The sequence below is a fragment of the Haematospirillum sp. 15-248 genome, from assembly GCF_012102665.1.
In the GTDB taxonomy this organism is placed as follows: Bacteria; Pseudomonadota; Alphaproteobacteria; order Rhodospirillales; family Rhodospirillaceae; genus Haematospirillum.
On the sequence record NZ_JAAVTF010000003.1, the window covers coordinates 117,200 to 138,085 of the forward strand.

20 protein-coding genes are annotated in these 20,886 nt (G+C 57.0%); 4 read left to right on the forward strand and 16 right to left on the reverse strand.

Going from position 1 to position 20,886, the window contains the following annotated elements:
* Nucleotides 1–204 precede the first annotated feature (204 nt).
* On the reverse strand, nucleotides 205–1,077 hold the full coding sequence (locus HEQ72_RS05110) for a hypothetical protein (protein WP_168019476.1): 873 nt from the start codon (nucleotides 1,075–1,077) through the stop codon (nucleotides 205–207).
* A gap of 165 nt (nucleotides 1,078–1,242) precedes the next feature.
* Between HEQ72_RS05110 and HEQ72_RS05115 the strand changes: the two genes are divergently transcribed.
* Nucleotides 1,243–2,280 carry an aspartate-semialdehyde dehydrogenase gene (locus HEQ72_RS05115; protein WP_168022748.1) on the forward strand — a complete coding sequence of 346 codons (1,038 nt, stop codon included), beginning with the start codon at nucleotides 1,243–1,245 and terminating at the stop codon, nucleotides 2,278–2,280.
* A 347-nt stretch (nucleotides 2,281–2,627) separates the two neighbouring features.
* Here HEQ72_RS05115 and HEQ72_RS05120 read toward each other — a convergent pair whose 3' ends face one another.
* Entirely contained in the window at nucleotides 2,628–3,821 is a 1,194-nt protein-coding gene (locus HEQ72_RS05120; protein ID WP_168022749.1) for a phosphoglycerate kinase, read from the reverse strand.
* Between the two features lie 79 nt (nucleotides 3,822–3,900).
* Nucleotides 3,901–4,908 carry a type I glyceraldehyde-3-phosphate dehydrogenase gene (gap, locus tag HEQ72_RS05125; protein ID WP_168019470.1) on the reverse strand — a complete coding sequence of 336 codons (1,008 nt, stop codon included), beginning with the start codon at nucleotides 4,906–4,908 and terminating at the stop codon, nucleotides 3,901–3,903.
* Nucleotides 4,909–5,189: 281 nt separating this feature from the next.
* On the opposite strand from gap, the gene HEQ72_RS05130 reads away from it, so the two are divergent.
* Nucleotides 5,190–6,797: a polyphosphate kinase gene (locus tag HEQ72_RS05130; RefSeq protein ID WP_168019468.1), complete on the forward strand. Its 1,608-nt coding sequence runs from the start codon at nucleotides 5,190–5,192 to the stop codon at nucleotides 6,795–6,797.
* A gap of 9 nt (nucleotides 6,798–6,806) precedes the next feature.
* On the opposite strand, the gene HEQ72_RS05135 is transcribed toward HEQ72_RS05130, so the two are convergent.
* The 4 genes from HEQ72_RS05135 to HEQ72_RS05150 form a co-directional block, all read right to left on the reverse strand.
* Nucleotides 6,807–8,945 (reverse strand): EAL domain-containing protein, encoded by a 2,139-nt coding sequence (locus HEQ72_RS05135; RefSeq protein ID WP_168022750.1) that lies wholly within the window; start codon nucleotides 8,943–8,945, stop codon nucleotides 6,807–6,809.
* A gap of 157 nt (nucleotides 8,946–9,102) precedes the next feature.
* Nucleotides 9,103–9,663, reverse strand: a complete 561-nt coding sequence (locus HEQ72_RS05140; protein WP_245183112.1) for an HD family hydrolase — start codon at nucleotides 9,661–9,663, stop codon at nucleotides 9,103–9,105.
* A gap of 46 nt (nucleotides 9,664–9,709) precedes the next feature.
* Nucleotides 9,710–10,978: an MFS transporter gene (locus HEQ72_RS05145; protein ID WP_168022751.1), complete on the reverse strand. Its 1,269-nt coding sequence runs from the start codon at nucleotides 10,976–10,978 to the stop codon at nucleotides 9,710–9,712.
* A gap of 55 nt (nucleotides 10,979–11,033) precedes the next feature.
* A complete protein-coding gene (locus HEQ72_RS05150; RefSeq protein WP_168019460.1) occupies nucleotides 11,034–11,846 on the reverse strand; it encodes a hypothetical protein in 813 nt (270 codons plus the stop codon).
* A 283-nt stretch (nucleotides 11,847–12,129) separates the two neighbouring features.
* On the opposite strand from HEQ72_RS05150, the gene HEQ72_RS05155 reads away from it, so the two are divergent.
* Nucleotides 12,130–12,393: a hypothetical protein gene (locus HEQ72_RS05155; RefSeq protein WP_168019458.1), complete on the forward strand. Its 264-nt coding sequence runs from the start codon at nucleotides 12,130–12,132 to the stop codon at nucleotides 12,391–12,393.
* On the opposite strand, the gene HEQ72_RS11710 is transcribed toward HEQ72_RS05155, so the two are convergent.
* The 3 genes from HEQ72_RS11710 to HEQ72_RS05170 are packed head-to-tail and all read right to left on the reverse strand — an operon-like array spanning nucleotide 12,339 to nucleotide 15,080.
* On the reverse strand, nucleotides 12,339–13,796 hold the full coding sequence (locus HEQ72_RS11710) for a sensor histidine kinase (RefSeq protein ID WP_168022752.1): 1,458 nt from the start codon (nucleotides 13,794–13,796) through the stop codon (nucleotides 12,339–12,341). The genes HEQ72_RS05155 and HEQ72_RS11710 overlap by 55 nt on opposite strands.
* Nucleotides 13,797–13,801: 5 nt before the next feature.
* Nucleotides 13,802–14,485 (reverse strand): response regulator transcription factor, encoded by a 684-nt coding sequence (locus HEQ72_RS05165; protein ID WP_168019454.1) that lies wholly within the window; start codon nucleotides 14,483–14,485, stop codon nucleotides 13,802–13,804.
* Nucleotides 14,486–14,528: 43 nt separating this feature from the next.
* Nucleotides 14,529–15,080: a PepSY domain-containing protein gene (locus HEQ72_RS05170; RefSeq protein WP_168019453.1), complete on the reverse strand. Its 552-nt coding sequence runs from the start codon at nucleotides 15,078–15,080 to the stop codon at nucleotides 14,529–14,531.
* Between the two features lie 121 nt (nucleotides 15,081–15,201).
* On the opposite strand from HEQ72_RS05170, the gene HEQ72_RS05175 reads away from it, so the two are divergent.
* Entirely contained in the window at nucleotides 15,202–15,702 is a 501-nt protein-coding gene (locus HEQ72_RS05175; protein WP_168022768.1) for an EF-hand domain-containing protein, read from the forward strand.
* 6 nt (nucleotides 15,703–15,708) lie between these two features.
* Here the strand turns inward: HEQ72_RS05175 and rlmH are convergent, their stop codons facing one another.
* From rlmH to obgE, 6 genes are read right to left on the reverse strand one after another with little or no spacing between them, the layout of a single operon-like run.
* Nucleotides 15,709–16,167, reverse strand: coding sequence for a 23S rRNA (pseudouridine(1915)-N(3))-methyltransferase RlmH (gene rlmH, locus HEQ72_RS05180; RefSeq protein WP_168022753.1), 459 nt, complete (start codon nucleotides 16,165–16,167; stop codon nucleotides 15,709–15,711).
* A gap of 31 nt (nucleotides 16,168–16,198) precedes the next feature.
* Entirely contained in the window at nucleotides 16,199–16,621 is a 423-nt protein-coding gene (gene rsfS / locus HEQ72_RS05185) for a ribosome silencing factor (RefSeq protein ID WP_168022754.1), read from the reverse strand.
* Nucleotides 16,622–16,655: 34 nt separating this feature from the next.
* Nucleotides 16,656–17,297 (reverse strand): nicotinate-nucleotide adenylyltransferase, encoded by a 642-nt coding sequence (locus tag HEQ72_RS05190; protein WP_322099480.1) that lies wholly within the window; start codon nucleotides 17,295–17,297, stop codon nucleotides 16,656–16,658.
* The gene (locus HEQ72_RS05195; RefSeq protein ID WP_322099481.1) at nucleotides 17,285–18,547 is read right to left on the reverse strand and encodes a glutamate-5-semialdehyde dehydrogenase; all 1,263 of its coding nucleotides are present in this window, start codon (nucleotides 18,545–18,547) and stop codon (nucleotides 17,285–17,287) included. The genes HEQ72_RS05190 and HEQ72_RS05195 overlap by 13 nt, the downstream gene beginning before the upstream one ends.
* Complete coding sequence (gene proB, locus HEQ72_RS05200) at nucleotides 18,516–19,715, reverse strand: glutamate 5-kinase (protein WP_168022755.1); 1,200 nt, start codon at nucleotides 19,713–19,715, stop codon at nucleotides 18,516–18,518. The genes HEQ72_RS05195 and proB overlap by 32 nt, the downstream gene beginning before the upstream one ends.
* Complete coding sequence (gene obgE / locus HEQ72_RS05205) at nucleotides 19,703–20,851, reverse strand: GTPase ObgE (protein ID WP_168019448.1); 1,149 nt, start codon at nucleotides 20,849–20,851, stop codon at nucleotides 19,703–19,705. The genes proB and obgE overlap by 13 nt, the downstream gene beginning before the upstream one ends.
* Nucleotides 20,852–20,886: the final 35 nt, after the last annotated feature.

Here is a 20,886-nt window from a genome sequence, read left to right on the forward strand (position 1 = left end):
GCTGTACCACGATCTGGCCGCATGTGTGATAGCGCCGGTAGATGGCGCCCAGCACTCCGTAACCGGAAGAGGTCTTGCGCCTGTCGCAAACCGGCATCGGGTTTTTCTTGTCCCCCTGCGCACCAATCCCGGTGAAACTTCCGTCTCTTGCCCCCGGATACCGTTTCCGGGGGTCTTTTTCGGTGTTTGGCGGGGTTGTTTGTATCAGGTCCCGGTTTGTTCCTGGTCTGTATTCAGGGCTGTATCATCCGGGTTATCGGGTGTTACCTGATCATGATCAGGGGCCTGTGGTGTATTTGGCGTGGTTGGAAGAACTGACTCCCGGTTCGGGTTCTGGAAATAGTCGGCAAACAGGGTTTCTCCCAGAATCTCCCGGGCCTGGATATCGGCCTCCTCGCGTGCACCCAGCGCCTCCAGGGTCAGGGCATGGGTTTCAACCGCCATTTCGGCCGCCAGAAGGCGTTCCCGGTCCGGATCGTTGGACAGACGGTCTCGTTCTTCCTTGAGCAAAAAGAGGTACAGGCGGAACTGGCGGAAGGCCTGATCCCGTACGCCTTCCAGGCGCCGCTCTGCTTCTTCCCGCCGGACTTGTTCGGCCAGAAGCTGCTGCTGGAGGCTGTCGTGCTCCCCGGCCAGGCGTTCCCGCTCCATCTCGGCAGAAGCAGCCTGGTCAAAGACTGAATTGAACTCCTCCCTCAGGGCATTGAGTTCGCCGCGAAGCTTGGCAATCGTCAGTCGGGCTTCATCGCTGCCGGGCTCCTTGTTCTTGACCCGCGCTGCCATGTAGCGGCGATAACTGATCAGGTATGGAGCAATGGTTTCATGCTGAAGATGGTATCGTTCGGATATACCGCACACGTCGCGCAGGCGCTCGCCTATATCAGCCTGACGCAGCAGGCCCCGCAGGGTGGCCGGGATAATCAGGGGAAGGGCCGTATCAGGCAGGTCACGGCATATGATGGCCCAACGTTGCAAAACCTCCGGGCTGCGGGGGTCGTCAAGCTTGTGGCCGTGCCGGATGGATCCCAGAAGCCGGTCCAGAAATGCCCGCGACGGATCCTGTTCACCACTACGCACGCCTGTTGATCCCCTCTTGCCCAGATACTTACAAGGTACGTCCGGGACCCTTGTACGGCAAGGCTTGATCCGTTGTCCGTACAGACATACCTTGCGGACCCAGGCGAGTCTGCCGGGCCTGTCCCGTACCCGGATCAAGGACTGCTGTCAGAGAAGGATAGTCTGATGAGTTCCCATACCCCTGCTGCTGCCCGTATTGTTCTGGTTGGCGCATCTGGCCATCTGGCCCGTGAAATCCTGGATACCCTTGCCGAGCGGGATGTGCCTGCCGTCCGCTTGGTAGCCTTGGACAGTCAGGCCCGTATCGGGCGTGAAGTCTCTTATGGTGATGATGATGTCCTGAAGGTATCCGGTCACGAGACCTTTGATTTCCGGGCCTCGGACCGTGTTGTTCTGGCAACGGAGCCACGTGATGCGTCTGCCGTTGCATCCCGCGCCATGCGGGTTGGTGCCTTGGTCATTGATCTCAGCGGGCACTTCCGTCGTGATCCGTCTGTCCCGCTGGTGGTGGCCGGGGTGAATCCTGCCAATGTTGACCGTGCGGAAAAGAAGGGTGTCCTTGCGGTTCCATCACCTATGGCCCTGATGGTGTCAAAAGTGCTTGCCCCGTTGCATGACCGCTTTGGTCTTGTGCGGGTTGTGGCCTCAACCTACGAATCCACCTCCGGAGCTGGACGCGAAGGGATGGACGAGTTGTTTCGCCAGACCCGGGGTATTTATGTCAACGAGCCGCCAGCCTCGAGCCGGGAGGTTTTCCCCAAACAGATCGCATTCAATGTGATCCCCCAGGTCGGGTCTTTCTCTGACATGGGAGCAACCGAGGCCGAAGATGAAGCTGCAGCCGGCTTGGCCCGGATGTTGCCGGGTACAGCTATTCACGTGAACTGCGCCCGTGTGGCTGCTTTTGTGGGTGCTGCGGCTTACATCAATATCCAGTGCGAATCCCCTGTTTCCGAGCAGGCGGTCAGGGAGCTCCTGCGTGAGAGCGACAGCGTATCGGTTGTCGATCACCGGGTGGAGGAGGGATACGTCACTCCTGCTGAGACTTCTGGCGAGGAACCTGTCTTTGTATCCCGCCTGCGCGGGGATATCAGCGTTGAAAACGGGCTCTCTTTCTGGTGTGTTGCTGATGCCCTGCGTCAGGAAGCCACAAACGCTGTTGATATTCTGGCGCTGGTGGATCGTCTGGACGAGCAGGTTTAACGGGTGATCTCTCCCTGCGTTGCAGGATGCATTGCAAAGTGCGGGAATCGCTGCTTTCCGGGTGGTATTTTCCCTTCCCAACCGCCCCTGCGGCCGATTTTATCGGGCCTTGGGCTTGTTGGCATGGAACCTGCTGTCCCCTGTTGTGCGAGGGGACTACCCCGCGCAGCGTGCAGGCAGCCAGCTGTGCCGCTCAGGCGTGGCTGAAAAGGGCGAATGTCGGTTTTCCTTCCGCGCTCGGGAAGCCGGCTATCCCTCCCGCCCGGAATGCCGCGTGCTTCCGGTGGCCGTCGGGTCATTCCCTCCCCCGCCCGACCTGACGGCCACCGCGACGCACGTTCCCACCTTCAGGCTTCCAGGGCTTTGACACCTGGCAGGTCGCGTCCTTCCAGCCATTCCAGGAATGCGCCCCCCGCTGTGGAGATGTAGGAAAACTGGTCCTGAACCCCGGCATTGGCCAATGCACCGACCGTATCTCCGCCACCGGCAACGGTCAGAAGGTTTCCTTTGCGCGTCAGGTCTGCCGCAGCCCGGGCCACCAAGTTGGTTGCAGCATCAAAAGGCTTGATCTCAAAAGCGCCCAGGGGGCCATTCCAGACCAAGGTTCGGAAGGATGCCAGACGATCCGACAGGGCGCAGGCTGAATCCGGCCCGATATCCAGAATCATCTGGTCTTCCGGGACAGATTGTACCGGAACAACTTGCCGTCCTGCTGTTTCACTCAGGCTGTCAGCAACAACAACATCAGTAGGCAGAACAACGGTGCATCTGGATTTTTCTGCCTTGTCCAGGATAGCCCGTGCTGTTTCTGCCATCTCTTTCTCGCACAGGGATTTGCCAATCTGGATGCCCTGTGCATGCAGGAAGGTATTGGCCATGCCGCCACCAATAACCAGCAGGTCAACCCGTTGTACCAAGTTGCCAAGCAGGTCCAGCTTGGTTGAGATCTTGGCCCCACCCACAATTGCGGCAACCGGATGCTCGGGGCGTTCCAGTGCCCGTCCCAGTGCTTCCAGCTCAGCCTGCATCAAGCGTCCGGCGGCTGCCGGCAGCAAGTGGGCCAGTCCCTCGGTTGAAGCGTGGGCACGGTGCGAGGTTGAGAACGCGTCATTGATATAAAGCTCACCCAGTTCGGCAAGTGCTCTTGCGAAGTCAGGGTCGTTCTTCTCTTCCTGGCTATGGTAACGAAGATTCTCCAGCAGGACGATGTCACCCTGTCCCATGCCGTTGACAACCGTTCTGGCGGGCACGCCGATACAGTCTTCGGCAAAGGCAACCGGGATGCCTGTTGCCGTGGACAAGGCACGGGCAACCGGGCGCAGGCTCATGGCCGGGACGCGCTCTCCCTTCGGGCGCCCGAAGTGTGACATGACAATGACCTTGGCGCCCTTGTGGGCCAGTTCGGTAAGGGTCTGGGCAGAGCGTTGGATTCGGGTTGAGTCCGTAATCTGTCCGTCTTTCATGGGCACATTCAGGTCTGAACGAACCAGAACGTATTTTCCCTGTACATCAAGGTCATCGATTGTCTTGAAAGTTGGCATGGTGCAGTCCGCAAAAGGCCGGTACAAAAAGGAAGAAAAAGCCCTGCACACGTCGGGCAGGGCTTTTCAGAGTGTCAGGTCACAGTGTCTTGCCGATGGCGACAGCTGTATCCAGCATCCGGTTGGAGAAGCCCCACTCGTTGTCATACCACGACATGACACGCAGGAAGTCCCCGTCCATGACCTTTGTGCCACCGGCAGCAAAGGATGATGAGTTCGGGTTGTGATTGAAATCAATCGAGACAAGTGGCAGGTCGTAATAGCCGAGGATCCCCTTCAGCTCACCCTCTGCTGCGGTCTGCATGGCGGTATTGACAGCTTCGACAGTGGCTGCCTTGCCCAGCATGACCTTCAGATCCACCAAGGAAACGTTGGCTGTCGGGACGCGCACGGCCACGCCATCCAGCTTGCCCTTCAGTTCCGGCAGCACCTCGCCAACAGCCTTGGCAGCCCCCGTTGACGTCGGGATCATTGACATGGCTGCAGCGCGTGCACGGTACAGATCCTTGTGGAGGGTATCCACGGTGTTCTGGTCGCCGGTGTAAGCATGCACGGTGGTCATGAACCCTTTCACGATCCCGAAGTCACGATGCAGGATGTGAGCCACCGGGGCCAAGCAGTTCGTGGTGCAGGATGCGTTCGAGATGACCTTGTGATCAGCCGTAATCTTGTTGTGGTTGACGCCATACACAACAGTCAGGTCTGCACCCTTTGACGGGGCGGAAACCAGAACCCGCTTTGCGCCATTGTCCAAGTGGACAGCAGCCTTGTCGCGGTCTGAAAAGATGCCGGTGCATTCTGCAACGATATCAATGCCAAGGTCACCCCACTTCAGGGCCTTCGGATCGCGTTCGGCAAAGCAGCGGATGGTCGTTCCGTTGATCATCAGGCTGTCATCGGCTGCACGGACATCGGCGGGCAGGATGCCATGAACAGAATCATACTTCAGAAGATGGGCATTGGTGGCAACCGGTCCCAGGTCGTTGATGGCCACGACCTCGATATCCTTGCGGCCGGATTCGACCAAGGCGCGCAGAACCAGGCGGCCGATGCGGCCAAAACCGTTAATTGCAACGCGAACAGCCATAAAGATCCTCCATTCAAACACAGTCTGCCAGACACAGGGGCAGGCCGAAAAACAGGGCGCACACAACGGGAATTTCCCAGACAGATTCTCTGTCTGTATTCATGTTGGCGGTGGCTACGTATGTCACGGAAGATTGTGTAAATCCAGACCCAAGCCAACGTAATGGAAAAAACCTCATCCTTGATGTGGATAAAAGCCCCCGAAACCGGCAATATGAGGGCAGAGGAGGGGCTGTTGTCACAGCTGTCCGAATGCTGGATTTCTCACCGGGGGTAGAATCGATGTTTCGAACCGCTGAACTGGGGCGCAAGATTTCCAGGAAAGAGTTTGACGCCGTAACACCGGCGTTGCGCACTGAGCTGATTACCCTCCAGCAGACACTGCGTCATGCTGATTTCCCGGTTGTCTTGGTGTTTGCCGGTGTGGATGGGGCAGGAAAAGGTGAGAGCATAAACCTTCTCAGCGAGTGGCTTGATCCGCGCTGGATGTCGACGTCCGCTTACGGAGACCCTTCGGATGAGGAGCGGGAGAGGCCATCTGCCTGGCGGTACTGGCGGGATCTGCCACCACGCGGCTGTATCGGCATGTTCATGGGGTCCTGGTACTCTGCCCCGGTGATGGATCGGGCCTGGGAGCGTATTTCTCTGGCCGAGATGGACGAGCAACTGGCGCGGATTGCTCATTTTGAAAAAATGCTGGCTGATGACGGGGCCCTGATCCTGAAGTTCTGGATGCATCTTGGTCGTGATGCCCAGCGGCGTCGCCTCAGAAAGCTGGAGAAAAAGCCCCATGAGGCTTGGCGGGTGACCAAGCGCGACTGGAAGCACTGGGAGATGTACGACAACTTCATCGCTGCCGCAGAGCGTACCATTCGTATGACCAGCGATGGCCATGCCCCGTGGACGATTATTGAAGGCGAAGATGTCCGGTATCGTTCCCTGACCTTGCTGATGACATTGCGTGATGCTCTGGTCCGGCACCTTGAGGCACGGGATCTGCGCCGCAAGCTGCTGGAGACTGTGAAAAAGGATGAGAATGCTGTGCGTGCCGGCCGTTCTGTTCCGGCTGCGGCCAAAACACGCAAGCGTGCCGGAGCACAGGCGGACGCCGGCCTTTTGTCTGTGTCATTGCCCCAGCAGCCGACCATTCTGGATGCCTTGGACATGAGTCTGGACCTGGAGCCTGCTGAATATGCCGAGCGCATTCGTGCCGGTCGCAGCCGCCTTGCCGGGTTGTCGCGTTTGGCACGTGCTTATGGTGTTTCCAGCGTCCTGGTGTTTGAGGGATGGGATGCCGGTGGCAAGGGTGGTGCGATCCGCCGCGTGGTATCAGCGCTGGATGCTCGCGAGTACAAGGTCATACCGACAGCAGCGCCTACGGATGAAGAGAAGGCCCGTCATTATTTATGGCGTTTCTGGCGTCATATCAGCCGTGCCGGTCGAGTAACCATTTATGACCGGTCATGGTACGGGCGGGTTCTGGTCGAGAGGGTAGAAGGGTTCGCCCGCACGGACGAGTGGATGAGGGCTTATGCCGAGATCAACGCCTTTGAGGAGCAACTGTCCGAGTTCGGAACCGTATTGTGCAAATATTGGCTGCACATTACCCCTGAAGAGCAGATGGCCCGTTTTACGGCGCGCCAGAATACGCCATGGAAGGCGTGGAAGCTGACGGACGAGGACTGGCGGAACCGTGAGAAATGGGACCAGTATCAGGATGCGGTCAACGACATGATCGAGCGGACATCGACGCGCAACGCGCCCTGGACCTTGGTCGAAGCCAATTCAAAACGCTATGCCCGGGTCAAGGTGCTTGAGACCTATACGGACCAGCTTGCCAAGGGCCTGAAGGCACGGGGTATCAACCTCAAGAAGGCGTTGGCTGTTTGATACAGGTTGTTACCGTGGACCGGATGAGGACGTGTTGTCCTCGGATGGTTTTCCTTGCTTCAGACGCCGTGCTGTTTCGAACACGGTTGTCTCAAAAACATTCGGTGGGCACGGTTGTCCAAACGCATAGCCCTGAAGTGCGTTAACGCCCAAGCTGCGGAGGTGTTCTGCTATGCCCAGCGTTTCCACACCCTCGACAACCGCCTTCATGTTGAGGGTGTGAATCAGGGACAGGATCGACTGCATGACCTTCTCTGCATTTGATCCCGGGCTCAAGTTTTGCAGCAAGGCCCGGTCCACCTTGACCTCACGCGCAGCGACCGTGCACAGATAAGCCAAGGACGACCACCCCGTCCCGAAATGCTCAAGGGCAACCCCAACGCCAAGAGAGCGGAGGGCGGCGGCAGTTTCTTCGGGGGACTGTGTATTGTCTTCCCTGTGCATGGCCGCTATCTCGATCAACAGCCGTGCAGGGTTGATATCTGTTTCCTTCAGGGTCTTTTCCAGCATTGCCGCGTATGTTTCTTCATTGAAGAGGTGCGGTCTGGCGTTAATGGAAAGGTCCAGCGTATCAAAAGGGGCGCCCATGGATTGCCAGCGTTTGAGGATTCGGCAGGCTTCACGGGCGACCCAGCTGTCAATCTCGGGCATGATGCCAAGGTGTTCTGCCAAGCCTATAAAATGCACGGGTGCCAGCATGCCACGGCTGGGGTGATTCCAGCGCAGAAGAGCCTCGGCCCCCACGATGCTGTTGTCTTCAGAACGGTATTTAGGTTGAAGCAGAAGCCTGAACTGGCGATGGCGCACGGCAAGGCGCAGCAGATGGGGGAGCGACAGCATATCCGGGTTGCCAGCATTCATTTCCGGGGTAAAGAACGCATAGCTTTGTGCCCCGGTTTCTGTAATGGACAGCATGGCTGTTTCAGCCCGGCTTAATAGCTCCTGTGCCGTGCTGCCGTCATCGGGACATACGGCAATACCGATCGCCCCGGTCATACCGCAGTCATTACTGTTTGCGGTTGCGGCGTCATTCAGGCAGTCAAGGACACGTCCCGCCAAGGCTCCGGCTTCGGCAGCATCGACCAAGTCTTCGGCCAAGATACCAAAACGGTTGTTACCGAAATCGGACAAGGAGTCACGGGTTCGCAGGCACAAGGTCAAGTTAGCTGCCAGAATATCCGGAAGGCATGGCCGCAGTGTCTGGTTTTTACCGCTCTCCGGTAAGGCCGGGCCATCAATTCTGAGAAGGAGAACGGCTGTCTGGCGTCCTGAGCGGTGCGCACGTGTAATAGCCCGTTCCAGTCGGCTTTCAAAGGAAGCCCGTCCTCCTAAAGACGTTGGCTGCTGTTCTTCTTCGGTCTTCTGTCCGGATTGTTCTGGAGAAGAGTGGGGGGCACTGCTATGGGTCAGCCATCGCAGCAGTACACATATGCTGTACAGGGCAATACCGATTACGGATGCCGTAATGGCGATCAGGATGCCCATGGTTTCACGATCAAGCTTGTGGATGTATACAAGCGACCGTGACCGGGGCAGCACGGTAACAGACGGTAATGCCATGGCATACAGGGTTACAATGCCACCGATCATCAGAAGCCCTGCAATCAGGACTGTCTTTTCCGGGCCGTGCGTTCGGGGGAAGGTTACAAAAGCGGCGCTACAGATCAAAGCTGTGATGCACAATGCGCTGACAGACAGGACGGGGTCATATTCCAGATCCGGTATGATCAGCATTGACTCCAGGATACAGTAGAATGTTGCCCACAGCCCCAAGGCAACGGTTCCGCCAGCTAGCGCACTGCGTGGCAGGTTGGCTTCTGTTGTGTCGATGAGGCTCATGCCGGCATAGGCGGCGAGGACCCCGATAACAAGCCCCAGCGATAGAATGAGGGGATGAAAGCCTGGCTCCAGCGCTGTTGGCAAGGCCAAGAAGGTTGTTGTGTAGCCACCCAGTACCCCAAAGCTGAACAGGACAACGGGCCCCAGCGTGTCAATCTTGCGCCGTATTCCAGTTTGTTCTGATCGTGTTGCCAGAAGGTGGAAGGACATCATCGTGCAGATGGCAAGAAAGAGAACCCCAAAGGCGGCGAGGCCGAGGCTGCCATGTATTGCAGCTGTATCCATGAAAAGCAGCAGCGAGAGCGACATCGGGGGCGTCCTTCTCCAGAGACATCCGTCTGGAACTTGCGCACAAGCAACGGCGGCGTTGTGCTGTGCACAGCGCAGGTATTGCAATGCATACAGATAACCCTGGTATCCTGACGGTGTACACCCGGTCCATAGGAACCAGGGGCGCTCAGGAGGCCTATAAGGCCTTGTGAAGTTCGGAAAATGTGTCCAGGAAGAGACGGGCTGCCTCTGTCGCCGGGAGAGGCAATAGACGGGCCCATGCTGCTGGTTTGGCCTTGATCGACAGGACAGGGCGAATCTCGTGCAAAGAGAATCCTGCAAGTTGAACGGCTTCGGTTGCTGCCGCTATCAGGTCTGCTTTCTTGATCCGGGTCTTGTCCGGGCTGGAAAGGCGGGGCGGCAAGCCAAATCGTACGTGGATTGCACACATCAGTCGGTCCTCAACCTCGCGGAAGACATCCCCTACAACGGCTTTCAGGGGGGTAACCAGGTCATGCGTGACATATTCCGGTGCGTCATGGAGAAGTCCGGCAAGCAAAAGGCTTGGTTCCGGGCGTGGCCTGAACCGTTTCATAATGTCCACGACAAAGACGCTGTGCTGTGCAACAGACCATGCATGCGGCCCAATGGTCTGCCCGTTCCAGCGGCTGTTGCGGGATAGGCCAAGGGCAATATCGGTTATTTCCACATCCAGAGGTGACGGGTCGACGAGGTTCAGTCGACGACCCGAAACCATCCTTTGCCATGTCCTTGGAGCATGGCCCGACAGATGACGGGCTATGTCACCCGACATTGCGCCGTCTTTGTCCGGCTTCTCGCAGCCCGGACGGAACGGTGCGGTGAAGGGCAATTGGCTCGGCTGCCATTGTATCCCCATCTTCTGCTGCCCTGTGGCAATCATCTTTCTGCACAAGGCAAACAACAGACATGAAGACGCCACATGCTGCGATGAAGATGAAGAAGCCCAAGGGACCTGTTATCTCCATGGCCTTTGCCACCAACAGCGTGCCAGCCATGCAGCCAATGGCATTGAAGAGATTCATGGCACCGGCCGTTGCGGCCAGCTTGCTTGGGGCTGCCCGGTCATTCGAATAGGATATCGAAAGCGGAAATGCCACGAACAGCATGCCACTGAACACGAACACCACCGACAGGAATGTCAAGCCGGAGAAGGTGGAGGAGTCCGGACTGGTGGCGGTTATGGCTGTCAGAACAATGGAAAGACCAGTCAGAAGCAGGCTGACAGCCAAGATGACGTGGCGCCTGTTGATGCGATCCGACAATTTACCGACAGGTATCTGGAAAACCATGGCACCAAAGAAGCCGCACAGCATCAGGGTTGATACGCCCTCTGCGTCCAGACCAACTTCGACCCCATAGCGGGGCATCATGCTGTAAAAGGACCCGAGCAGGATCCCCGATACGGTAGCGCCAATCATGCCAAGGCGCGATGTGGACATAAGAGCGGAGAGACCGATCTTCTCGGGTTCCGGACGTGCGGGGCGTTCTGCTTTTCGGGTCAGCATGACCGGCACAAGGGCCAGCGTTGCAATGCCCCCTGCCAGGAAGAACAGGATATCATCGCCGATGTCGGCCACTGTGATCAGCTTCTGTCCGCCGCCAACAGACAGATAGGCGGTCAGCATATAGATAGCCAGGAAGGTTCCCCGTTGTTGGTTGTTGGCTTTGGCATTCAACCAGCTTTCAAGCGCGACGAAGGATCCCGCCATGCAGAAGCCCGACACAATACGCAGCGCTCCCCATACAATGGGGTCTACAACAAGGCTGTGGGCCAGTGCCGCCAAGGCGAACCCGATAATCATGACATACAGGTAGCGGATATGTCCGATCGACGCGATAAAGCCTTTGGCTAGGAAGGATCCCGCAATCAGCCCGACATAAAAGCAGGCGAGAACATTACCGGAGACGGTCTCGGAGTAGCCTTCCATCGACAGCCGGACGGACAGCAGGGTGCCAAGAAAACCGTAGGCAGTGGCCAGCAAGGCCAGACCACCCAAAAGATTGGCAAGAGAGCGAAACAAATGCAACATGCCCGCAGGTATCCTTACAGCGGGGTTGAGCGGAGAAAGGACGAAACAACACGTTTCAGGGTGTTTCAGCCATTTCGGTGGTTAGAACGCGTGTCGTGCGACCGACGCTGTCCTGCTTGGGTTCGGCCCCACAGGATGGACAGGCCCCCTCGCACATTTCGCGGACAGTTGTCAGCATTTCCTCGTCATAAGGCGGAGTCCCCACGGTTTCCCTGTGGCCGCATTCCATACAGACGAGCTGCATGCTGGTTCTGTGGCGTGGTCTTGGTATCTCCTGAACTGACGCCGAGGAGGATATACGCCTGGGGGTGAAGCCAACAACCCTTTTTTCAGCCCAGCGTGCCATGGCTTTTGCCACTTCCATGGCCCCTTCAATCTTTCTGGCGGGAGCGCCGTGGCGTTCAGCCATAAAGGCCCAGAACTCAACAACTTCTGCAGCAACGGCATCCGAGGCAACGATCACAAACACGGGCTCATCAGGGTGAGCCGAGTTCAGGACCGATGCATGATCTTCCCGTTCGGAGCGTGCGGTGCGCACACAGACCCGTCCATCTGATGCGGATTGTACGGGTAGTCTTTTTTCAATCCAGAGGTCAGCTGCCCGGCGCTGGCGTTCGGCACGTTCCAGCTTGTCTGCAGGCACCCCACGATTGCGTGCACACCAGATCCACCACTCTATCGTCGTCGTTGAAACCATGTCGCGGGCACGCAGCACAAAAACAGGTTCGTCGTTGCGGGCGTTGTTGATCACGCTGTCCGGGCAGGTCAACTCATCGCGCGCCGATACGTAGTTCAGGGCAGCACGCAGGGACGAGGCTGTCGCGGAAAGCCCGTCGGCAACGGTTGTGTCTTGGGTATGTGAACTCACGTCAGAAACTCTCCCGGGTTTGCAAGGGCGTGGCGCTGGCCGTGCCATCATAGCGGCTCGGGAAGAATCAACCAAGCCCTGCCTGTATTAATTTCAAATAGAATATCAGCAAGTTGTTATTTCTATTGGTTATCTTGCTCAATGCGTTCTTGGGGCCTTATTGGGGGGTGTGAGGTGTTTTGTTGTTGCGTCTGTGCCTGTCATGATGACTTCAATCTGTTTATCCATCATTGAAGGAATACCCCCACAGGCCGTTCTTTTCACCCAGTGAAATCGTATCATCGTGCAGGTGACAACGCCATGGGCTGTGAAGGTTGAGAAAACAAAGCTCGATATCTTGGTGTGTTGCGAGAAAGAGGGATATTGTACGGCTGAGATTACGGTAGAGTCTGATGTTGCAGCCATGACATTCGGCAACATTATTCTTGGTGGTGGTACTGGTGTGGTGATTGATGCTGCTTCCGGTGCCAGTAACAAGTACAGCCCGTCCAGTTATCTGATTCCGGAGAGAGAAGAGGCGGCCTCTACCGGTTCAGCAGCGCTGTAGACCCGTTCAGTCTGTTGCCGACACGTCGTATTTGATGCGGGGAGGGTTACATGTGCCATAAGGCCCCCAAGGATTGCGGAGCGCCCAAGGTGCAGCGATCCTCCCGCTGTTCGGGCAAGGTCGTCTGCAATCGATAACCCAAGACCACTGCCTGGTTTGCTTTCATCAAGGCGATGCCCCCGGTGCAGGGCTGCGTCGATATGTGAGTCCGGTATGCCGGGTCCATCATCATCCACGCTTATCCATAACTCACCGTCAACGTTTGATCCCGCCTGTACAACGACTTGGCCCCTTGACCACTTGCAGGCATTGTCAAGAAGGTTGCCAATGATTTCCTCCAGTGTTTCCTGGTTGCCGCAAAAAGAGGGGCAGTGTTCGTCAAGGTTAACCTTGATGTCTGTCTTGTGAAGGTGACGCATGGTCCGGCACAGACGCTCAATAGATGGTTCTGGCGCCGTACGCAGGCCCCGTGTCTTTGTGGATGTTTGGGCCCGTGCCCGTGCCAGATGGTGCTCAATATGGCGTTGCATGGTTTCTGTTTGTTGCTTCAGAAGACGTGCAGCCTGATGCTGTCCCCGTTTGTCCAGTTGATCCGATTCATTCATGATGACGGCCAAGGGTGTCTTCAGGGCATGGGCCAGATTGCCGGCGTGTGTCCGTGCGTTTTTTACCATTTTGTCATGGTGAAGGAGAAGTGCATTAAGATCTTCGACCAAGGGCACAACTTCAATCGGCCAGCGGCCTTCCAGAGTATTGTTTTTTCCGCTGCGGATATCGGCCAAGGATTGCCGTAGGTGCCTGAAGGGTGCCAGACCGAATGTTATCTGTCCCCAGACGGCAGCTGTAATTCCAATGGCAAGAAGACCAAGGGCAATCGTGATAATGCGGCAGAATCTGGTAAAGAGCCGCTCCAGGCTGCGTTCATCTGTTCCTGCAACAATGCGAAACAGGCGATGTGTTTCCGGCAGGGTAATAAACCGCGTGACGGCCAGGATCTTGGATTGTCCTGGTCCACCGGCATACTCGACCTGTATTGATCCATCGAGGGGACTTGCTGCGTAGGGAAGCTCCATTTGCTCATCCCAGAGTGAACGGGATCGCAAAATGACCTTGTTTCCGTATTCCACTTGCCAGTAAAGGCCGGAAAGAGGGCGTTGAAACAGCGGGTTTGCCGGTCGGGACAGCAGGGTAATCTGACCGTCGGCACCGATATCGATGTTGGCAGCAATATGGTCAAGGATGACAGACAGGCGGCTGACCATCTGGCCCTGCACAAAATTCTCGAACAGGGCTTGCAGGCCGAAGCCTGCAATGGCCAAGGCCATGCTGACCCAGAGTGCGGCTCCGACGAGAAGACGTACCCGTAATGATGGGTTTCGATTCTGTGCAGGTGTTTTGGTCACAGAGGTCAGGATCCTGTTCTCTGGATTGTATTTTCTGGCAAGGCTTGGTAGCCAAGGCCGCGGACAGTCTGGATGATGTCGCAACCCAGTTTGCGCCTCAGTCGCCCGATGAACACTTCTATTGTGTTGGAGTCACGGTCAAAGTCCTGCGCATAAAGATGCTCCGTCAATTCGCTACGCGAAATGATTCGGCCCTGATGATGCATCAGGTAACTTAAAACCCGATATTCGTGGCTTGTCAGGGGGACAAGCTTGTCACGGACCATAACGCGACCGGTTCGGGTGTCCAGTTGAACAGGCTGACAGACCAGCTCATTGGAGGAATGGCCGTTGGAGCGACGGATCAATGCGCGGATACGGGCCAAGAGCTCTTCCATGCGAAACGGCTTTGCGAGATAGTCGTCGGCCCCGGCGTCAATGCCATCAACCTTTTCCTGCCAGCTGGAGCGGGCGGTCAGAATCAGCACAGGTGTATTGATTCCTGATTCGCGCCATTTTTTCAGGATGCTCAGTCCGTCAATACCGGGTAGTCCCAAGTCTAGGACGATGGCATCAAAGGGTATGCTTTCACCCAGAAAGTGGCCATCTTCTCCGTCCGCAGATACATCCACGGCATAGCCATAGCTCCGCAGGGTCTGGAACAGCTGAGATTGCAATGCTGGTTCATCTTCGATAACAAGAAGACGCATAAACGAGCTCTTTCTGGATATTGTGGCGTTCTTTGATGCGGTGCTACCGGTTTGTCCTGTCCTCTGGTGGAAGAGGCAGGTCTGGTTCCAGTGAAGACGGTGGTGGTGGTTCGTCTATATCGGGTTCCAGCCATTGCAGCAGGTTATGATACCATGGCAACGTACGTGGTATATGCCCCATTGCTGTGGGGGGTGAGGGCGGCTCCTCTCTCACGCGTGATCGCATGGATCCGGGAGATGCCACTTCTGCAAGTGCAGCAGGTTCCCCCCGATACCAGCGGACAAGATCGTGACCGCGCGCGCTGACCAGTTCTTTGGTAAGGGCATCGTAGCGCACCTTCAAGATGCTTCCGTTTGGGGTCAGCATTTTAAGATTGTATACCCACCCCTTAAAATCCCTTGAAAGATCGGCCTGTACGATACGGCCGGAAAAATCAGCTTCGCACGTTGTCACAACATCACGGAGAGAGGCAATTTCTCCAGCCTCCAGAGCATTCCGGGCTTGCTCGTGGCTATAGGACCGTGAGTGAACAGGAGGCGCAGCCAAGAGAACAGCGCATATGGCTGACGCTATTATTTTCGATGTCTTGTACATGGCCACATGAAATATAATTTATGCATAACGGAGTGTCTACGAATATTATTCCATTATACGGACATCATATTTGTATGACAACGTTCTATTTCATGTGGTTAATCCATGTAAAGGAGCTTCCATGATGAGGGTACGGAATCTGGCCTTTTTTATTGGATCATTTGTATCTTGCTTTTCATTACTTTCTTCCCAGGTGCTGTCCTCTCCATATGAGGACCGGACGGAGGCTATCCTGCAAGTCTTTGACCAAAATCGTGATGGGGTGATTGCGCGCGATGAGCGATCGGCGGTGCGTAACTCAAGATTTCATCAGCTTGATGGAGATCAGAGCGGGTTTCTTGACCGGGCTGAGTGGATGCAGGGATATCGGAGCAGCCTGGATCATCTGTGGGTCCATCCCAAGAATGAGATCGCGCGTGAGAAGCACCATGTCTGGATGTATCGGGCTATAGACCTGAACCAGGATGGCCTGCTCGCGTTGGATGAGTTTATGTCCTATGACGATGGACTCGAGGCTTTTGACCTTGATCACGATGGCCGCATCAGTCGGGATGAGATTGCCTCTGTCCTGCGTAACAATGCGGAACAGCCCCGTGTTTGCGACCATCGCGAGGAGAAATAGGGGAGGTCAGTCCCGGTGATAGGGGTGGCCATCCATGATGCACCTTGCCCGGTACAGCTGTTCGGCCAGCATACCGCGTACCAGCATGTGCGGCCATGTCATGCTGCCGAATCCCAGCAACAGGTCGGCGCGGTCCCTGACAGCAGGATCGTGCCCATCAGCGCCTCCGATGAGGAAGGAAATGGTTGAGGTCCCTTCACCCAGCCACCGTTCCAATGCAGAGGCAAAGTCCCTGCTGCTCTGCATGCGCCCACGTTCGTCCAGAACAACGACTTTTGATCCCGTTGGGACGCAGGACAAGAGGAGCTTCCCCTCCCGGGCCATGCGGTCTGGCACCGGGAGGGGTTTCTTCTCTTCGACTTCTCTTAAAAGTACAGGTTCGCGCAGGCGTGACAGATAGTGTTCATACAGCGCCCGTTCCGGCCCCGGGCGGGACCGACCCACCGCTGCAATCACAAAAGGCATTATTGCGCTCCCGGCTGCGAGATGCCTGTTGTCACGCCGTTACTTCCCAGTTCCCGCCACTTCTGTGCACCATGTTTTCCGGTACAGGTGCATTGCCGCCGCCCCACATTCTTTCCAGATTATAGAATGCCCTGACTTCGGGACGGAACAGATGAACCAGAATATCACCGGCATCGATCAGGACCCAGTCGCAGGTTTCGCGTCCTTCGGTTGCTGCCCGGATGCCGTGTTCCCTGAGCATATCGACGACATGGCCCGCCAAGGCTGATACATGGCGCGGGGAACGCCCGGATGCAATGATCATGGTGTCGGCTGCTGATGTTTTGTCGCGAATATCGATAACCGTGATGTGCTCGGCCTTGTTGGCGTCGAGGCAGTTGCCGATCAGGCCCGGAAGATCATCTTTGTGGGACTGGGGTGCAGGGGTTGTATGAATGGTTCTCTCCTCTGGCATAGCCGTCTTGTCTCTGATATCTAGGTCCGGCCATTCAGGTCCGGACCTCTGGCTCCCTTCTCTGGCTCCGTATCGCCGTCGACGAGGCCGGGTGGAGCCGTATCCGCAGGAAAGCCCATGCCGGCGGTGTTTTGCCTGCCAGATCGCCGACCTGTGATGCCGCAACACGGAACCGCAGGAAGCGCTGGGCGGCTGTACCAACCATGGCTCTTCCAGCATATTCACCCCGGTCCAGAATCGCAACGGGGACCAGGGAAAAGATTGTAGGCCAACGATACCAGTGCGGTATCTGTAGCATATTGTCCGCTCCCATCAACCAGACAAATTGGGCGGCCGGGAATCGGGTTTTCAGGGCACGCAGGGTATCTGCTGTAAAGCGGGAGGGCAAATGGCTCTCAAGGCCGCTGACCCGGATTCTCGGGTGGCGTGCCATGTGGCGTGCCTTTTCGATCCGGATCGGAAGGGGGAGCATGCCTGCCCTTGGTTTCAGCGGGTTTTGCGGCGAGACCAGCCACCAGACCTCATCAAGGCCCAGCCGGCGAATCGCTTCCAGGCTGATATGACGGTGTCCGTCGTGGGCTGGATTGAAAGACCCCCCCAGAAGCCCGATCTTCCGCCGGCGATGGTCGCCCCGGCTGGGTACCGGGCCGGGAAATGTCAGGTCTATGCCCGACACTGCCCGTTACCGCGCACGTGGTACTTGAATGTTGTCAGTTGCTCTGCCCCGACCGGCCCCCGGGCATGCAGTTTTCCGGTCGCTATGCCAATTTCGGCCCCCATGCCAAATTCCCCGCCATCTGCAAACTGGGTTGATGCATTCCACATGACGATGGCGGAATCAACTGTGTTGAGAAAGCGTTCAGCAACGCTGGCGTCTTCGGTGATGATGGCGTCTGTATGGTGGCTGGAATGGCACTGGATGTGCTGGATGGCTTCATCTGGCCCTTCCACAATTCGGATCGACAGGATCGCGTCCAGATATTCCGTGTCCCAGTCATCATCATGGGCGGGTTGCATGGAGGGCACAAGGGCACAGGACTCAGGATCGCCCTTCAGCATGCACCCGCGTTCTGCCAGCGCTTCTGCCACACGTGGCAGAAGCGCTGGAGCAACCGTGCGATCAACCAGAAGCGTTTCCGTTGCTCCGCAGATGCCGGTACGGCGCATTTTGGCATTCAGTACCACCGATACGGCCATATCGGGATCAGCTGCTGTATGAAGGTAGGTGTGGCAGATCCCGTCCAGGTGCTTCAGAACAGGAATCCTGCTTTCGGCAGCGATACGTTCAATCAGGGACCGTCCACCGCGTGGAATGATAACATCGACATAGCGATCCATGCGCAGTAGCGCCCCTACGGCAGCGCGATCCGTTGTTTGTACCATCTGCAGGCATTCTTTCGGCAAGCCCGCTTTCTTGAGGCCGGTATGCAGACTTCCCAGGATGGCCTGTGATGAATGGAAGCTCTCCGATCCCCCCCTTAGAATGACAGCATTGCCGGACTTCAGGCAGAGACCACCGGCGTCGGCTGTTACATTGGGGCGGCTTTCGTAAATAACCCCGATGACCCCCAGGGGAACACGGACACGGGAAATCCGCAGGCCATTCGGGCGTTCCCAGTTGGCCAGCACAGTCCCCAGAGGATCCGGCAGAGATGCAATATCTTCCAGGCTACGGGCCATGGCCTCGATGCGATGAGCATCAAGACTCAGGCGATCCAGCATGGATGGCGTGATACCTGCCGCCTGTGCCGCCGAACGGTCTTGCACATTGGCATCCAGAATAAGGTTCTGATCACTCCGCAAGGCCTGTGCAGCCTCTGTTAATGCCAGGTTACGGGCAGTACTCGGGGCTATTGCCAGAATGGACTGTGCCTGCCGCGCTTTTTGTCCAATATCATCCAGGGAAAGACTGTTTGTCGCGTTCACCTTGTGCCCCCTGTATCGGGTCAATGACCATGTCATCACGATGTATCAGCTCTTTGCGTCCCTGGCAGCCCAGAATATTGGCAATATCCGCGCTGTGGCGACCCATGATCTGTTGCGCTTCTGTTGTTGTATAGTTGGACAGGCCATGGCCCAGAACAGACCCGTCCGGGCCCATGATGCGAACCGTATCACCGCGGGAGAACTCTCCGTCAACATGTGTAACGCCTGCGGGCAAGAGAGACCCACCATTCTGCAGGGCCTGTGCAGCCCCGGCGTCAACAACAAGGCATCCCATGGGAGATATAGAACCGGAAATCCACTTCTTGCGTGCCGGTGGTACGGTTCCTGAGGGTAGGAACCAAGTTCGCTGACCTGGCTGATTGATGGCTGCCAGCGGGTGAAGGGTATGGCCGCTGGCAATCACCATGGCACAACCGGCATTCATGGCAATCCGGGCTGCCATCAGCTTTGTGACCATGCCACCTGTTCCGACGCTGGTACGTGATTCCCCGGCTGCTGCTGTAATATCGGGTGTCAGTTCCCGAACCTCGGGAATTAGACGGGCCGAGGGGTCCGTTGAAGGATCGGCTGTATAGAGACCATCAATGTCGGACAGAAGAACCAGTGTATCCGCCGCCACCATTTCTGCAACCCGGGCTGCCAGGCGGTCGTTGTCGCCGAAGCGTATTTCCTGGGTGGCAACGGTGTCGTTTTCATTGACAACCGGTAATGCCCCAAGCCGGAGCAGGGTATCCAGTGTATTGCGTGCATTCAGATAGCGGCGGCGATCTTCGGAATCACCCAAGGTCAGCAGGATCTGTGCAACCGTAATCCCGTGTTCAGCCATGGCTTCCTGCCACGCATGGGCCAGGCGGATTTGCCCTGTTGCCGCTGCCGCCTGTTTTTCTGCCAGTCTTAACCGTGTTCCTGTCAGACCCAAGTGGTGTCGTCCGACAGCAATGGCGCCGGACGATACCACGATGACCTCTGCCCCATGTGCGCGCAGAGCCTTTATGTCCTGCGCAACTGAAGCCAGCCAGTCCCCGCGGATGGTTTCGCTGGGCGCATCAACCAGAAGCGCCGACCCGATTTTGACAACGATACGCCGTGCCTGCTGCAAGGTCCGTTGTTGTATATCAGGGTCGCATCGTGTCGTCATGGACGCCATTCTCCATCCTCGTCAAGAGGCGTGTACCAGTCTCCCTCGTCCTCATCAAACTCATCCTGACGATCGGGCAGGGGTGGCATGGGTCCCCTTTCATAGCGACGGACACCGGTGTCCAGGGCTGCGCGTGGAATATTCCCATGTTCGGCCCGGTCTTCCTGAACAAAACGGTTCAGCAGGCGCAGGATATCAGGCAGATTGAGTCCAGCGGCTCCTGACATCGTGTAGACACTTTTACCCGCTTCCGCTTCAACCAGTTTCTTCTGCTCTTCGACCAGTTCCGGGAACAGGGCATCAATCTTGTTCAGGACGATGATTTCACGCTTGTCAGCCAACCCCCCGCCATAGGCTTCCAGTTCGGTCCGTACGATACGGTAGTCTTGGCCAGGATCATCTTGGGTCCCATCAACCAGATGCAGGAGAACGGCTGTTCGCTCAACATGCCCCAGAAAGCGGTCACCCAGACCATGCCCTTCGTGGGCTCCCTCGATCAGGCCCGGGATATCGGCAATAACGTATTCATCCCCGTCAATCTGGGCGACGCCCAGATTGGGGTGCAGGGTTGTAAAGGGATAGTCGCCAATCTTGGGGCGTGCCCGCGTAACTGCAGCCAGGAACGTAGATTTGCCGGCATTGGGAAGGCCAACCAACCCGACATCGGCAATCAGTTTCAGGCGCAGCCACACTTCAGCTTCCTTGGCGGGCTCCCCCGGGTTGGCATGGCGGGGCGCCTGGTTTGTTGATGACTTGAATCGTGCATTGCCCCAGCCACCGTTTCCGCCCCTCAGAAGCACTGTGCGTTGTCCCGGCGTTGTCATGTCGGCAAGAACGGTTTTCTGGTCAGCGTCCAGGACCTGTGTTCCGACCGGAACCTTGATGACGCAGTCGTGCCCATCACGACCTGTCATATTGCGCCCGGCCCCGCCGATTCCGCGTTCAGCCTTGAAGTGCTGCTGATAGCGGAAATCGATCAGGGTATTCAGGTTCTGGACGGCCTCTACGATGACGTCGCCCCCGCAACCGCCATCACCGCCGTCGGGACCGCCATATTCGATGAATTTTTCCCGGCGGAAACTGACACAGCCGTTTCCGCCGGCGCCGGATTTAATATAGATCTTGGCCTGGTCCAGAAACTTCATGTGCTTTCTGCCCGTCTTTCATGCTGTGTAACGTC

Excerpts from the sequence above, each read along its gene's own strand:
- HEQ72_RS05140 (WP_245183112.1), bottom strand. The coding sequence starts at position 9,663 with ATGGTTTCGGGTCGTCGACTGAACCTCGTCGACCCGTCACCTCTGGAT.
- gap (WP_168019470.1), bottom strand. The coding sequence starts at position 4,908 with ATGGCTGTTCGCGTTGCAATTAACGGTTTTGGCCGCATCGGCCGCCTG.
- rlmH (WP_168022753.1), bottom strand. The coding sequence starts at position 16,167 with ATGCCTTTTGTGATTGCAGCGGTGGGTCGGTCCCGCCCGGGGCCGGAA.
- obgE (WP_168019448.1), bottom strand. The coding sequence starts at position 20,851 with ATGAAGTTTCTGGACCAGGCCAAGATCTATATTAAATCCGGCGCCGGC.
- HEQ72_RS05130 (WP_168019468.1), top strand. The coding sequence starts at position 5,190 with ATGTTTCGAACCGCTGAACTGGGGCGCAAGATTTCCAGGAAAGAGTTT.
- HEQ72_RS05115 (WP_168022748.1), top strand. The coding sequence starts at position 1,243 with ATGAGTTCCCATACCCCTGCTGCTGCCCGTATTGTTCTGGTTGGCGCA.
- HEQ72_RS05175 (WP_168022768.1), top strand. The coding sequence starts at position 15,202 with ATGATGAGGGTACGGAATCTGGCCTTTTTTATTGGATCATTTGTATCT.
- HEQ72_RS05120 (WP_168022749.1), bottom strand. The coding sequence starts at position 3,821 with ATGCCAACTTTCAAGACAATCGATGACCTTGATGTACAGGGAAAATAC.
- HEQ72_RS05145 (WP_168022751.1), bottom strand. The coding sequence starts at position 10,978 with ATGTTGCATTTGTTTCGCTCTCTTGCCAATCTTTTGGGTGGTCTGGCC.
- rsfS (WP_168022754.1), bottom strand. The coding sequence starts at position 16,621 with ATGCCAGAGGAGAGAACCATTCATACAACCCCTGCACCCCAGTCCCAC.
- HEQ72_RS05165 (WP_168019454.1), bottom strand. The coding sequence starts at position 14,485 with ATGCGTCTTCTTGTTATCGAAGATGAACCAGCATTGCAATCTCAGCTG.
- proB (WP_168022755.1), bottom strand. The coding sequence starts at position 19,715 with ATGGCGTCCATGACGACACGATGCGACCCTGATATACAACAACGGACC.
- HEQ72_RS05170 (WP_168019453.1), bottom strand. The coding sequence starts at position 15,080 with ATGTACAAGACATCGAAAATAATAGCGTCAGCCATATGCGCTGTTCTC.
- HEQ72_RS05135 (WP_168022750.1), bottom strand. The coding sequence starts at position 8,945 with ATGTCGCTCTCGCTGCTGCTTTTCATGGATACAGCTGCAATACATGGC.